The 15,153-nt window shown below is 48.5% G+C and carries 9 protein-coding genes and 1 pseudogene; 2 read left to right on the top strand and 8 right to left on the bottom strand.

The window, feature by feature from the left end; translation table 11 throughout:
* The 8 genes and pseudogenes from H7T88_RS23950 to H7T88_RS23915 all read right to left on the bottom strand — a co-directional run.
* Positions 1 to 449: pseudogene (locus tag H7T88_RS23950) on the bottom strand (hypothetical protein); the annotation flags it as partial.
* Between the two features lie 48 nt (positions 450 to 497).
* The gene (locus tag H7T88_RS23945) at positions 498 to 3,671 is read right to left on the bottom strand and encodes a DEAD/DEAH box helicase (protein WP_090918593.1); all 3,174 of its coding nucleotides are present in this window, start codon (positions 3,669 to 3,671) and stop codon (positions 498 to 500) included.
* Between the two features lie 203 nt (positions 3,672 to 3,874).
* The gene (locus tag H7T88_RS23940) at positions 3,875 to 4,294 is read right to left on the bottom strand and encodes a chemotaxis protein CheW (protein ID WP_221790716.1); all 420 of its coding nucleotides are present in this window, start codon (positions 4,292 to 4,294) and stop codon (positions 3,875 to 3,877) included.
* A gap of 464 nt (positions 4,295 to 4,758) precedes the next feature.
* Positions 4,759 to 6,729 carry an alpha/beta fold hydrolase gene (locus H7T88_RS23935; protein ID WP_221790714.1) on the bottom strand — a complete coding sequence of 657 codons (1,971 nt, stop codon included), beginning with the start codon at positions 6,727 to 6,729 and terminating at the stop codon, positions 4,759 to 4,761.
* 92 nt (positions 6,730 to 6,821) lie between these two features.
* Positions 6,822 to 7,478 (bottom strand): TetR/AcrR family transcriptional regulator, encoded by a 657-nt coding sequence (locus H7T88_RS23930; RefSeq protein WP_154891369.1) that lies wholly within the window; start codon positions 7,476 to 7,478, stop codon positions 6,822 to 6,824.
* A 271-nt stretch (positions 7,479 to 7,749) separates the two neighbouring features.
* Positions 7,750 to 9,051 (bottom strand): ABC transporter substrate-binding protein, encoded by a 1,302-nt coding sequence (locus H7T88_RS23925; protein WP_090918601.1) that lies wholly within the window; start codon positions 9,049 to 9,051, stop codon positions 7,750 to 7,752.
* A gap of 541 nt (positions 9,052 to 9,592) precedes the next feature.
* Positions 9,593 to 10,429: a carbohydrate ABC transporter permease gene (locus H7T88_RS23920; protein ID WP_090918608.1), complete on the bottom strand. Its 837-nt coding sequence runs from the start codon at positions 10,427 to 10,429 to the stop codon at positions 9,593 to 9,595.
* Positions 10,429 to 11,310, bottom strand: a complete 882-nt coding sequence (locus H7T88_RS23915; protein ID WP_221790712.1) for a carbohydrate ABC transporter permease — start codon at positions 11,308 to 11,310, stop codon at positions 10,429 to 10,431. Before H7T88_RS23915 ends, H7T88_RS23920 begins: the two co-directional genes overlap by 1 nt.
* 143 nt (positions 11,311 to 11,453) lie before the next feature.
* Here H7T88_RS23915 and H7T88_RS23910 point away from each other — a divergent pair, with 143 nt between their 5' ends.
* Positions 11,454 to 13,292 carry a cache domain-containing sensor histidine kinase gene (locus H7T88_RS23910; protein WP_221790710.1) on the top strand — a complete coding sequence of 613 codons (1,839 nt, stop codon included), beginning with the start codon at positions 11,454 to 11,456 and terminating at the stop codon, positions 13,290 to 13,292.
* A gap of 5 nt (positions 13,293 to 13,297) precedes the next feature.
* Positions 13,298 to 14,926, top strand: coding sequence for a response regulator transcription factor (locus H7T88_RS23905; RefSeq protein WP_221790709.1), 1,629 nt, complete (start codon positions 13,298 to 13,300; stop codon positions 14,924 to 14,926).
* The last annotated feature ends 227 nt before the right edge of the window (positions 14,927 to 15,153 follow it).

Raw genomic sequence — 15,153 nt, 5'->3', positions numbered from 1 at the left:
GCATGCGCGCAGCCCGCGTGGCCGCAGGTGCATGCCGCTGCAGGCGCAGCGCCGAGCGTGGCCTCGCCTGGCGTGCCGGCAGGCGCCGCCGCGGGCAACAGCCCGGCGAGCTCCTCTGGCGCCGGGCCACCGCGCAGCAGGGCGTACAGCGCCAGCGGGCGCTTGCGCAGCTGCGCCAGCACGGCCTCGCGCTGCGCCTCGCTTAGCTGCGGCAGCGTGCCTGTGACCGTGAACACGCCGGATGCGGCTGTTCCGGTCTGATCTGTATCAGCGGACCCGGGCACCGTCTCTCCCGAATCCGCCGCTGCATTCACCTCTGCTGTCCACACCCCGGGGGACATATGCAGCTCGATGTTCCATTTTTCGCTCATCATCATCCCCCTCCCTTCATTGATCATGCAAACCAGCTTTACCAACAACAAGCCGATTTTGCCTTCATTGCCAAACATTCAAATGTAGCGTGAATAACCTTATCCACTACATACCTCAGTGTTAATCTACAACCAAGTCTCTCCTTGAAGCGAGATCAGACTACGCAGTTCATCGTCTGACATCTCGGTCAGCCAGTTTTCACCCGAACCTACGACCTGCTCGGAGAGAGCTTTCTTGCTCTCAATCAGCTCATCGATTCGTTCTTCCAATGTACCCTGGCAGATCAACTTGTGTACCTGAACGTTACGGTTCTGCCCGATGCGGAATACCCGGTCTGTCGCCTGGTTCTCCACCGCCGGATTCCACCAGCGATCATAGTGGATGACATGGCTTGCCCGTGTCAGGTTCAGACCCACGCCGCCTGCACGAAGAGACAGGACAAACATAGACGGGCCTTCCCCTTTTTGGAATGTCTCCACCATTTCATCCCGCTGTGACTTGGAAACCCCGCCATGCAGGAAGTAAGGCTCTTCTTCGTAACGCCGGTTCAGTCTGGAAACCAACAGATCCCCCATCGCAACATACTGGGTAAAGATCAAAGCCGATTCTCCATTATCCCGAATAGCATCCAGCAATTCGAGCAATCGTTCCATTTTGCCGGATGCTTCGGCCTTGCCGTGCTCCTTCCGGCTGCTGTCCGCCAGAACAGGGTGGTCACAAATTTGTTTCAGTTTGGTCAGAGAGGATAACACAATCCCTTTACGTGCGATACCGTTCCGTCCATCCAGACCACCCATGAGATCATCCACGACCCGTTGATACAGAATCGCCTGCTCCGGTGTCAGTGAACAATAGGATTTCAGTTCCAGCTTTTCTGGCAAATCTTTGCGAATATCCGGATCACTCTTCAGTCTGCGTAACATAAACGGCGACACCAGTCGATGCAGTTCCCGGAGCGAAGCCGCGTTCTCTTCCGAAGGGGCCAGACCTGTATACCGCTGGCGGAACGAAGAAGATGTACCGAGATATCCCGGATTCAGGAATTGGAAAATAGACCAAAGCTCACTCAAACGGTTCTCCACCGGTGTTCCTGTCATGGCAATCCGATGAGAAGTGGACAGCCGCATGACACTCTGAGCCTGCTTCGTCCGATAATTTTTAATATACTGTGCCTCATCCAGTACAACGGTCGACCAGTGCAACGAAGCCAAATCCGGGCCATCACGGCCTGCCAGGTGATAGGTTGTGAGCACGATGTCATGCTTCTGCGCTTCCTCTTCAAAAGCATTTCCATGTAGCCTTTGTCCACCATGATGAATGTACAGTGACAGGTCTGGAGCAAAACGCTTCAGCTCACGTTGCCAGTTGCCCAGTAGAGATGTTGGGCAGACAATAAGTGTAGGACATTGACCTTCCGGCATATCTGTATCTGGATCACCAACGGACTCCTGAGCTTCTTGCAGTGCAGCCTGGCGCTCCTCCTCTTTGCGATCCAGCAGACATGTGATGACCTGAACCGTTTTTCCAAGTCCCATATCATCGGCAAGACATACCCCGAAGCCCAGTTCACCCATGGCAGATAACCACTGAAATCCACGTTCCTGATACGGTCTCAGTTCACCATGCAACTCCGCTGGCACTGGGCGAGGTTCAATGTTACGAAGCACCTGTCCCTCTAGCAGGAAAGCGAGCATGCCTTCAGATTCAGCACCGAAAACAGACATCCCTTTCCAAATGGAATCTTCCCCTTCATCTGCGGCAAGATGTAGCCATTCGGAAAGTGGCATGTATTGTTCTTCTTCTTTTTTCATATATCGAAGCACTTGGCGAATCTCTTTGGTATCCACTTCAATCCATTCCCCGCGAAACATAACATAGGGAACGGTGGATTCAGCCAGTGCGGCAAGTTCCTCTGCCGTAATCGGCTTGCCATCCAGCATCGGCTCTGCTGTAAAGGCTACGAGTTGCTCCATGCCGAGTGTAGAACCAGCTCCAGGTTGACGCTCCGGTGCTCCGTTCATCATCTGCAAGCGCAGACCTGCACGCCGTTTCCCCGCGCGACTCCATCTCGACGGCATTAGAACCGTTACCCCAGCCTTCTGCAACTTGGGAACGGCATGGGTAAGAAATTCAAAAAAACTCTGTTGCTGCAACTGCATCCCCTCGGGACGAGCATGCAGCAAAGCAGTCTCCAGTTCTGGTGCCAGCTCAGACGCCTCACCGATGGCCATCAGTAACTGTTCTGCCACAGAGGCGTAGTAGACTTTTCCCCGATCCAGATCACGCTCAGGATGTGCCCAAATGCTTCGTGCAGGCAGCCTGAGACCTGCCTCCTGATCGCTATCCACCCAGAAACTGATACCCCAGGTCGTCTCCTGCTCCCCCAGAGGCGGCTCCAAACGCAGGACCAGTCTGAACTTCCCTTCCGCAGGCGGCATTTCTTCGACACCAAATGCAGGCATCGTTGTACCCCCGGCCTCATGGATCGCATCCACGAAGTCCGCCATATCCTCTGTCGGTCCTTGCACAGTGACTGGGCGGAATATGGAGATCAGACTGTTCCACCATAGCTCAGACACCGGTGAAGAGCCGCGCCTGAACGATGTCCGGTAACGTGAAAGTTCACTATCCATGCTCTCCAGTTCATTCGTTACCACCGCATGAATGATGCCACTCATAAATGAAAACAATACCGTGCCTGCCGCTTCCTCACGTGTCTCCGGCTCCGTGGAGGCGTAGGCCCCCGGCGCTGACAGCGCAATGGGAGGCATCGATTCGGCAAGGCTTCTGAAACGCTCCTGATCTTCTTCAAGCTGCAAACGCGGATGCCACACCCCTGTAAGGGTCTCCTGACCCGTTCGCCGTCTTGCGCCTGTTTTAGCGGCAAATGCCGCCGCCGGAGCAATTGCCCCTCGTAGCAACAATTCCTGTGTGAACTGTGCTGCCTTGACCCAGTAACGCATCTCTTCTCCAGCCTGAATCCCAGCTGCATGTAACATCTGATCGTCCCACTGCAATAACAGTCTGAAAGCATCCTTCGGTGAAACCGCCAATCCTTCAAGCGTGCGTCCAAGCAACTGCCTCCGCTTTACGTTTTTGGCTTCTGCCGCATTTCGAAGCGGATTCGGCCAGCGCAGTTCGGCAAGACGTAGCGCGGCAGGCTGAAACAGACGACCCCCGTCGCCAAATTGCAGCCTTCGCACCACGTGACTCCATGCATCTACGCGCGGTTCCGATGTTTCACCGGAAAAACAAAAAAATACGTCTCCAAGCCATACTCCATACAGCGATTGCATCATTACAGTCTCCCGTCATCCCTTCGCATTGTTACTCTCCATCATATACGAAAATGGACGGATTTAAAAACCTTTACGTATAAAAAGTGCTGATCATGCTCTTTTTCTATACAAAAAAATGTCCCTTCTCCATTATTCGGATGAGGAACATTTTGTTTAAACATTTAATGATGCGGGCCGTCAGACGGTCACCATTTTTGATCCGATCAGGATCTGACCAGACTTCCGAGCAGTACATCCAGGTTCAGAATACCCGCGCGGTGATCCGCACAGAACCCGATTTTATCAAAAACACCAAGCATAAAGCGGCGGTGTTCTTCTGCAGACTCTTCGAAACGATCATACGTCACAACCGAATCTACCATGTCTACAATTAGAGGCACATACCCGTTCTTGTAAGGGACTACGATAATTCGTGTAGATGAGGTATCTTCCTTCTCCGGCATGCCGAGCAACACACGAAGACTCACGACAGAAACTACCTTACCGTACAATGAAGCGAATCCTCTGATCTCTGGACTTCCGAAAGGAACCGTTGTAACCTCTACCATTCTAATAATTTCATGAACCTGATCAATGCGAAGTGCAAAAATTTGATCTCCCACCGAGAAATTAATATATTGCATTACTTCATCCATAATGTCCCCATACCCTCTCATTCCGTAAAATCAGATCATCAACACGCTTTTGGCTGTCGAACTTTAGACGATGAGTCGTTACATGTTGTATCGGTAATTTTGGCGTAATTGTTTAGGCTTTCAAGAAGAAGAATCGCAGTTACATCTCTTTCCCTATTTTCTTTGAAAAATAAGCGATTTAACTCTCATTTCTGTGGATAACCCATTAAAAAATTCTAAAACTTTGCTTATCGTGAATATAAATATAAAGTTATACCCCATTTGTGGATAAGTTGTGCACATGTTGCACACAATCTGTGGATAGATACCTTCATTTATGTGGATATTCATAATTTTGATGTGGACATGTTGTGTATTTGTTTGTAAATCTAACGTAAACTTTGTCGTTTTTCGCCTGCTTATCCTCTACTGTGGACATATTGTGGAAAGCCTTTCAATAACAATATTGGATTTCACACTTTCACCCTATTGTTATTCACATCGCTTTCACCAGCCCAACCAAGAAGGATTTCCGCTGTACGTTCAACCTGAAAAACTGGAAAATAGTGCCCATAAGGGAGTCCCACTTTTGTATAACCCGCATGTAAACTAGCAGGAAAATGATATTCTCGATCCTTTTCAGCCCAAACAACCAGTGGGTCTGCGTTATACCCTGCCTGCTGAAAGCTTCCGAGTTCATCCCAAAAGCTTATCGTCTGCTTATGTCCCAAGTGAATCCATCGCAACAAATCTACATGCGCACCCGCTATACGAGGTGAACGGAGATAGGCTTGTACCCTCTCAGCCAGCCTCGTAAAGCTGATCTTATCCACCACTTCTTCACCGCTCGCACTAAACATCCGCGCCCAACTGCTCCGGGACTTACTCCGCAGTAATGTCCTCACAACACGCCTAGGCAGATGAAGCACCTGTTTTAAACGTCCATTATTCCCCTCATTCACATTGTCCGCAACAGGCTGGAGTAACGCCAAACGAATATCGGTACGTCCGCTTCGCTTCAACGCTGCCGCCGCGATAGCTGCACCTACAGAGTGACCTACTAGTTTGATTGGACCCTGCACTTCAGATAGGGCTTCCACAAGAGCGTTAACCTGACCTGTAAATGCATCTTCTGCCTGGTGAACAGGTGAACGACCAAATCCTGCGAGATCAACGATCCAGACAGGATTACCCGTAAGTTTCCGCAACTGTGACCCTAATGGAAGCAAATCATCGGCACTTTGCAACAAACCATGCACGATCACCCACGGCTCCCCCTCCCCTTCCCAGCCTAAACTCGCCAGATTTCCCAAACGCACACGGATATAATCGTTTAGAACATGTTTATGCTCAGCTCCAGCCTTGGACAGAAGCCGGTAATCCAGATCAGCAATAATGAACGGAAGCTGCTCCCGGATATCTGGCCAGTTTCTCCCCATTCGTTGCATCAGCCCCTCGGTCTCCTCTACCGGAAATGTCCTGTCTGTAATAAAAGCAAGTGACTGTGAAGGTATACCGCTGACGCGACTTCCACCAAGGCTCATAAGGCGTTGAATCCAGGATAATGGCAATGATCCTGCCGGTCTGGGCACATCCAGTTGCTTTGTGATCAGATGCAATAATTCCTTCATGTCCGGACTCTCTTCCTTACGGGCGAGCAGTGGATAAGTCCCTCCGAACGGTGCCTCATCCCGAATTAGAAAGACAAGTGTTTCTGCCACCACATCATTCTCCACGAGTGGCAACCAGTACGACGATCCACCAGGCACAACCGGCATAAAACCTTTCTGAACGGCTCCAATAAGTAACCCGATCCCGCCAGTCTGCTCGGTTTCACCTGTTGGGCGTGGCCCGACTACCGTACTGGGATTTACCACGGACAACGGGTAGTCATACTGTTTTGCATGTGCCCTTATATAAGCATCGGCCTTGAATTTCATCTCTTCATAAGCACTCTCTTGGTTACCGGCATGATTCATTTCAACCTGTTCTTGTTTCTCTTGCTCATTCCCTTGCCCATAAGGGCTCATAAAACCAACCACATGAATGAAATGTCGCAGACTTCCGCCAAACTTCATCTCCTGAGCCAGCTGAGCAATCTCTCTGGCTCCATGCATAAATGTTTTTTCTGCTGTCTCTCGTCCCAGCGTAATGTCCATCGTTCCCCCTGCATGAAGAATGACATTCGCCTTCCTGATGCGTTCACGATCTGCTCGAACAAGCCCTAAACCTGTCAAAGATAAATCACCTTCGATAAACGTAATCCGTTCAAAGCCTCTCACACCGTAACTCTCCAGAACTGATCTGGCGCGCCGCTCGGAGCGAACCAACAGCAGCATATGTATATCTGTTTTCTCCACAAGTTGTTTGACTGTTTCCTTTCCAATAAAACCGGTACTACCTGTCATAAACAGAACGGTTTGCTCTAATCTTGCTTCGTTCATCGATATGCCTCCAATTTATCTTGATCTCGTTTATTATTAAACTACATATTAGTACTTTTTAGTACTAATACATCCCAAAAAAAGAGCTTCGTTTAACGAAGCATCTGACAAAACGTACGTGCGGACTGCTCTATAATACCCAGATCACGAGAAGTCCCGGCCAAGATCAGCGAACCTTCAAGTGCTACGACAAATAAGGAAGCTGCCGCCCCCGGCTCAATCCCTTTGCGGAATTCGCCTCGTTCTGCCCCTTGCTGGAACAGCTTCTCCACCATAGGTACAAGTTCACGGAAAAAGATCGAGATGCTTTCCTTCGCCAGGGAAGCACTTTCCGGTGCCTGCATATAAAGAGTGACAAACGGGCATGTACCTTCAAAGTTTCTACTTTCTATACCTGCCGAGAGCAATTCCAGGAAAGAGTTGATCCGTTCCTCCACTCCCCGCTCACGCTGACTTAGTAGCAAGTACAGCTCGGATTCATATTGCGCAATCCAGAACTGCACAACCGCCTGAAGCAGTTCCTCCTTATTTTTAAAATGATAATAGATATTGGATTTGGATACGCCACTAACACGCACCACCTCATCCATGCTGACATAAGCATAGCCTTGCCGGAGGAATAACTGCGCAGCAACTTCCACCGCTTTGGTACGGTTAACTGGACTAGAACTTCTGGGACTGGAGCTTCTAGGTTTGGATGATTTAGAAGATTCAGGAGTCCCTTGATGTGATGTATTGTTATTATTCATAACTAGAACTATATAGTACTATTTTAACAAAAGCAAGCATGGCTGTTTATAAAAGTAGATCAGAAGTTCATTTTCTGAAAAGTTGTCCACATTTAGATCATATACACACAGGATATCCACATCTAGTATTAAGCCGATGTAAAAGTTGTACTTTGACATTTATAAACGAGCAAAGTTATCCACATTCTCGAGGTGAATACTGTACTATAACAGGTAATGCAAAGAAGCCAGTTGCACAAGCTGCAACTGACTTCAAGTGTGCGTACTTTACTTATTTTTTAAGACTATCCCAGTTTTGCTGTAATGCATCAAGTAATGCTTTTTTGTCCGATTTACCTGCAACATATGCTTGGATAGTGCTACCGAACTCTTGTGGAACACCCTCAGGGAAACGGTTGAAGTTCCAGCTTAATGTTTTGTTTTCCTGACTATATTTCATGATATCTGTTGCGAGGTCCCCGAGCTCTTCCTCCGATGCCTGAATGGAACTGAAGGCCGGAATGAACTTGAACTCTTTAGTTAAATAGTTTTTACCAATGTCGGAGGTAACGAGCCAGTCCAGAAATTCTTTTGCCTCCGCCTTCACTTGAGAGTTTTTATTCACAACCCAGTAGTTAGGCACGCCTACAAACAGCTTATCATTCGGTTCATTCGTAATCGGCATAGGCAGAATACCCAGATTCAGATCCGGATTGATGCCGTCAATCTGTACTTGTGTCCAGTTTCCTTGTTGCATCATCGCCGCTTCGCCACTAGCAAAAAGAGTTACCTGCGTGTTGTAGTCTGTGGTGAGCGGATTTTTGTTGCTGTATTTGAGCGTCAGATCAAGCAGGTTGATCCATTCCTCGAAGACTGGGTTACCCGGAATTTTCTCCGTGCCCTCATTCAGACCTTGAATGAATTTTACCGGATCGGCCTGATTCGCAAAGGCTACATTGACGTTATGATTCCCGAGCACCCACCACTCCTGATAACCGTTCGAGAACGGTGTAATGCCTGCGTCCTGAAGTTTCTTTGCTGCTTGATCCAGTTGTTCCAGTGTTGTTGGGATTTCAGTGATGCCTGCTTTGGCAAACAGATCTTTGTTATAGATAAAACCGTACCCTTCCAGCGCGAGTGGCTGTCCATAAAGCTTGCCATCCTTAGTCATCGGCTCTTTGGCCACTTCCAGTACATCCTTAGCCCACGGTTCACTAGATAGGTCTTCGAGATATTCGAGCCAGGTATCGAGTTCACGGTATCCACCGACGTTAAAAATGTCCGGTTGCTCGCCTGCGGCAAACTTCGCTTTTAATGCAGCCCCGTAGTCACTTCCACCGCCGACCGTCTGAATATCCAGCTTCACGCCTGGATGGGAAGACTCATACTCTGCTTTGAGACGATTAAGCGCTTCGGCAATTTCAACTTTGTATTGGAAAATTTTAATCGTTTTGGCGCCACCCGCTGCGTCACCACCACCCGTTTGAGCATCTGTATTCACGGGACTACCGCTTTTGTCCCCGTTTCCGCAACCTGCCAGCATGACTGAAAAAGCAATGAGCATCAGCAATGTTAACTTTGTCATTCTTTTCATAGATACACTCTCCCTGTAAGTAGTTTCACTTTTACCGTCTGCATCTCTTGCTTACCCTTTTACTCTGTACTTCGTTTGTTTAAAAATGACCCAGTTTTCGCTTTTACTTCTTTCGCTTACTATATAGATGAACTAACGCAATTCCCACATAGGGTATGCGTAGTTGATCACGGATTAACGATCAAGCCAGCTCTTGTCTCTTTGCCTTTGATATCGGTAGGGCCAGTTTCTTGTGCTTGGCCTTTTACAGGATTCATTCTTTGTTTCCCTTGTTTTAATCTCGTCTTTACTCTGTCTTTTCATGTTCTGCTGCTCTGGCCCATCTGCCCATTCTTGCAGGCAGATGGGCCTTTTGCTCACCCCCGTGCGAGGCAGGAGCGGAGGCATCATGATGCGCTGGAGGAGCGGAGCGTTCGCCTTTGAACCTCGGGGGCTTCCTTGCCTCAATCATTCAGGCCCCCGAGGAGCAACAGCGACCGAAAGCGCACATGATGACGGAGCGGCTTTCCCCGCACTCTCCCCGGAGCGACCTACCGCACACCTACCCCTTAACGGACCCGGCAGTAATCCCCTGAATGATATACTTCTGCATCAGCAGGAAGAAAATAATGATTGGCATGATCCCAAGTACCAGAGCAGGTAGCGCCAGATCCCACTGCTTTGTATATTGACCAAACAGTGCGAAGGTTGCAATCGGAATGGTGCGCAGATTGGAGCTTTGCAGGATCAAGGATGGCAACAGGTAGTCATTCCAAATCCAGAGCGTATTCAGAATGATGACGGTTACATACATCGGTTTCATTAGCGGGAAAACAATCCGGAAGAATACCCCATAGGCCGAACTGCCGTCCACACGGGCCGCTTCTTCGATCTCAAGTGGCACCGATTTAACGAATCCGTGAAACAGGAAGATGGACATCGGTGCTCCAAACCCGAGATAACAGATAATGAGTCCGCCGAGGCTGTCGATCAGTCCCAAATTGCTGGTTACCGTAACCAGCGGGATCATGATAGACTGGAACGGAATCACCATTGCGGCGATAAACAGACCGAATAAGATCCGGTTGAACCGCGTATTGCTGCGAACCATGCGGTACGCGGCCATGGAACTGATCAGCACGAGCAACAGATTGCTGACGATTGTTACAATCAGCGAGTTCATGAGCGCCGATGGAAAGCTAATTTTCTCCCAAGCGTTCGCGTAGTTGCCCCACTGGAACACTTCCGGCCAGGCAGCCGAATTGGTAAGCAGGTCACCAAAGGTTTTAACCGAATTCACAAACAGGAAGTAAAACGGAATCAGGAACAACAATCCGATCAACACCATCACAATCTCGGTAATTACGGTACCGAAGCGATAATTTTTCGTTGTTTCCATCAGGCTTCAACCTCCTTGCTCTTCGTCAAACGAACCTGAACCATGGTGATGATGGCAACGATCACGAAGAATATAAATGCTTTGGCGGTTCCAATTCCGTACCGGTTGTTCACGAAGGCTTCATTGTAAATATTGAGTGCAACCGATTCGGTTGAACCAAACGGGCCACCCTTGGTGAGTGACAAGTTGAGATCGAACATTTTGAACGACCAAGAGATCGCCAGAAACAGACAGATGGTTACACCAGGCATAATGAGTGGTAAAATAATGCTCCGTAGCACTTGTCCGCGGCTGGCTCCGTCAATCTCGGCAGCTTCCAGCAGATCAGGTGATACATTCGTTAAAGATGAGATATAGATGACCATCAGATATCCGGCGGTCTGCCATACAAACACGATGACAATTCCCCAGAAGGCCGTCGGCTCATCTCCCAGCCATGGGAGGTTAAAGAAGGACCAACCCGTCACGTCGCCTACTGCTGAAAACCCTTTCACAAATATGAATTGCCAGATAAACCCGAGTAACAATCCACCGATTACGTTAGGCATAAAAAAGATCGTACGCAGAATATTTCTCGTCTTGAGCGGTTTGGTCAGGAAGTAGGCCAGGAAAAAACCGATGACATTGGTGAGGATCACCCCTACAACGGTGAAGCGTACTGTGAACCAGAATGCATTCTGGAACTTGGGATCGTTTGCAAAAATATGCACGAAGTTATCAAGCCCAACCCAGTTAATGCTGGCAGATACTCCGTTCCAATCCGTAAAGGAATACATCATGCCAAGCAGGAAAGGGACCATGATGATGAGAATAAAAAATACAACGGAGGGACCCACGAACACAAGCTGCTGTAACAGCTGTGAAGATTTGCGATGCTTCATATCGTTCTCCCCTTCTATAGATGGATGATATTGGTCTCTTTTTCTATTAAACTCCAAAATCGTGAAGGGAAACACCGACACTCGTGAACAGTTGGGTGTAAAATATTGTCCTCTCTTGACGAGTCACCAGAAGGGGTGTACTGATGTCCAAATACTACAGTATCCGCACCAAGCTCATTGCCTTTATGCTAATTGCAACAACGATTCCGCTGTTGGCATCTATAAGCATGACCTTTATTCAGACCAAAACAGCCTTGCGAGAACAGGCACTGGAAGAGAATAAACGTCTTATTTATCAGGCTTCAACCAATCTCAACAATTACGTCGATAACGTGGCACGGGCATCGCTAGCCATATACAATGATCCCACTTTCCTGCGGAATCTGGCTAAATTGCCGGGGGATTATCGGGCTGTTGCCGAGGTATATACAACGTTGCAAACGATCAGAGCCGCTGTACCGGATGTATTCCAGCTCTATCTGCATTCTTTTGTATCCAACCAATCCACCTTGATTACCAACCCTTTCCCGAAGCGGGAGGAACGTAAGCAAGCCTATTCCGATTCACTGCATGGTAAAACAGGGGACGGAGGATCGGATATCTGGGTAGAATCTGCACATATGAGTCACACCTACGGTTTCAAGGCAGCTTCTCCTGACGATTCACCAAGAACCGTGATTACCTTGCACCGGATCATTCGGGATATCCCATCCCCTGAGCGACTGGGCGTTCTAGCGATTGACCTCAACATGAACAGTATTGTTGCGATCTGTAGCAGACTATATGATCCCGCTAAAGAGCAGATCTATGTCGTCGATGGGCAGAACCGGATTGTTTATCAAGGGCGTACCGAGATACAATCGGCCAATGAGGCTGGTCATCTGCAACAAGTGGCAGGAAGCACGCTCGAAGATGGACGAAACCTCGCCGGTTCGGCAAGGAATGCAGCTGGACATTTTGAACAAGATCAGTCCATGTATATATATCAGCAACTTGGAAGCAACTACGCGGATTGGACCATAGTGAAGCAAATTCCGAATGAAACGTTATATGCGAGAGCCACAGCGTTAACCTGGAACAATGCAATGATTGCTATTGCAGCGTTGATCCTTGTGATCGTGGCAACTTTATTCATTTCCATACGTATTACAGGTCCGCTCAAACAGCTCATGAGATACATGAATCAGATTCAGGCAGGACGCCTGCATGTGGATATCCGTCTATCGAGCCGGGACGAATTCGGGGTACTCGCGAGGCATTTTCGGGATATGATGGATACTGTGAATAATTTGATCTTGCGAGAGTACCAGCTTGAACTTGCGAACAAGACGAATCAGCTCAAAGCATTGCAAGCACAGATTAACCCGCATTTTCTATATAACACTTTACAATCCATTGGAACTCTGGCGTTACAACAGCAAGGAAAACGAGCATATACCTTACTATCTTCCCTGTCCAAAATGCTGCGCTACAGCATGCGGGATCAGACCTGTGTAACCCTCCGCGAGGAAGCTGAGCATGCTCGGCTGTATCTGGAGCTACAGCAGGAACGTTTTGGTGAACGCCTGGAGGTACACATGGATTTTGCAGAGGATACATTATCTGTTCAGATGCCTCGCATGACATTGCAACCATTGATTGAGAACTATTTCAAACACGGAGCCGATGTACAGCCAGGAAAAGGATATATCTCCATCACTAGTCGCCAAGTAGACAAACACTGGATAGTAATTGAATTGATCAACAACGGTCCAGCTATTCCTGAGGATAAACTGATTGAAATACGCGAATGGCTACAACCCCAAGAGACAGAATCTTCAATGTCCTCCCAGGATTCGGCCATGTCCGAATCCATCGGTCTTCGCAATGTGGTACGCAGACTTGCACTTAACGCTCATCCCGGCATGCCTGCCAGGATCGAAATTGATAATTTGAAAGCAGGCGGTGTAAAACTTCAAGTCAAACTATACGCGGGAGAGTGAACAACATGAAAGCACTGCTTGTTGATGATGAACAGCATGTCCGCCATGCGATCCAGCTTCTTGGTCATTGGGATGACCTGGGGATTGATGTATTGCTCGAAGCAGCAGACGGAAATGAAGCGATCGAGGCAATTACAGCGCATCAACCTGAGATCATACTGAGCGATATGCGAATGCCCGGCAAGGATGGAATGGCATTGCTTGAATGGATCTCAGCACATGCTCCACATTGTAAAGTCATTGTTATTAGCGGATACGACGATTTTGAACTGGTAAGACATGCAATAAGGCATGGCGGCATGGACTATTTACTGAAACCCGTCGAAGCAGACGAACTGAATGCCTCCTTGATGAAGGCAGTGAAATCTTGGGAAGAGGAGCATACCTTACGCACAGAGTCCACCAAACAATCCATCGTGGTGAATCGTATGCGCCCGCATTATCAGGATCGTCTACTCACCGAGCTGGCCATTGGCAGAGGTAATACTTCCGCACATATTCAGCGATTACAGGAAGAATTGAATCTCCCCCGCCTCATTCCGATGTGCTGTGTGGCCGTCACCAGTCTGTCTCATCTGGATGCGGATTGTTTAGCGAAATATCGCAGTCAACCAGATCTGCTCGTGTTCTCCGTGCTTAACATCTGCGCGGAGATGATGCGCACACCAGATGAAGGCGTCACCTTTCGTCAGCTCAACCAGCCGGATGAAATTGTTCTGTTGCATTGGGGGGAACCGTCCTCACTGGTACGCATCCTGGATAGCATTAATGATGGATTGGAACAGACGATTCAGCGCAGGCTTCATTTTGGGATATCTACTTGTGAAAATTACCCTGCCGGTATTTCGGGAGCCTATCTGGATGCCAGCTCTAAATTGTGGCGACGCAACACCATTTTTACGCAGCAGCGTATTCACTCTACCCTTGAATCTTCAAGCAGGAATAAGGGTCAACGTTTGACTGCTTTTGAAGAGCCTATGCGTATAGCTGCCTTGAGCTGTCATGCTGCCAGTGTAACCGATACCGTCACAGCGTGGCTTGAGCCGTTTACCAAGCTGGAGGTGATCAGTGCAGAGCAACTGCAACAATGGATGCAAGAGCTGGAATGGATGCTCAGCCGTTGGCTAGATGATGCCGATGGCCAGCTCTCCCCCGAGGAAGAAAGTGTCGAGGATCAGTTTCCTCCTTTTGCCGAATTGCCTTTCGACGCTGAAGGATTGCTTTCGTTCCCGCTTCTTCGCTCTCTGTTAGAGCAACGATTGCTTGCCGCCGGAAAAGCACTCACAGCTCAGCGTCACGCCGATCCTGATCCTATGCGCGAAATCGCTCGCTACATGGAAGCTCATTATCAGGAGGACTTGTCATTGCAACAGATTGCCGCACGCTTTTATCTGAGTAGGGAGTACATTTCTCGGAAATTCAAACAGCAGTTCGGGTTGAACTGGTCAGAATATCTCGGCAAGCTGCGGATTAACAATGCTAAGCTCCTGCTACAAAACCCTTCTCTGCGAGTTGCCAAAGTCTCGGAAATGGTCGGTTTTCAGGATGAAAAATATTTCAGCAAAGTGTTTAAAAAAATAGAGGGCATCACCCCCGCAGAATATCGCAAAACCATATCAGGAACCGGTAGTTAACATCCCTGTTTCGATTAAAAAAGAGGACTTCTCGACATGATCTGTCGGAAGTCCTCTTTATGCCTTACGTATACATCAATGCAAGTTTAGTCAGGATGGCTTACTCGCTCTCTTTTTTCTAAAGTAATATATCATTCGAAAGACTGCTCCTATTACAAAAACGGTCATAAACACATAAGGGAAGTTATCCCCTGTTTTCTGAGCCATAATGGGGAAATAGATTACAC

The sequence above is a fragment of the Paenibacillus cucumis (ex Kampfer et al. 2016) genome (genome assembly GCF_019748695.1).
GTDB lineage: Bacteria > Bacillota > Bacilli > Paenibacillales > Paenibacillaceae > Paenibacillus > Paenibacillus polysaccharolyticus.
The sequence above is the reverse complement of the archived record's forward strand: the minus strand, read 5'-3'. Positions and strand labels throughout refer to the sequence as shown.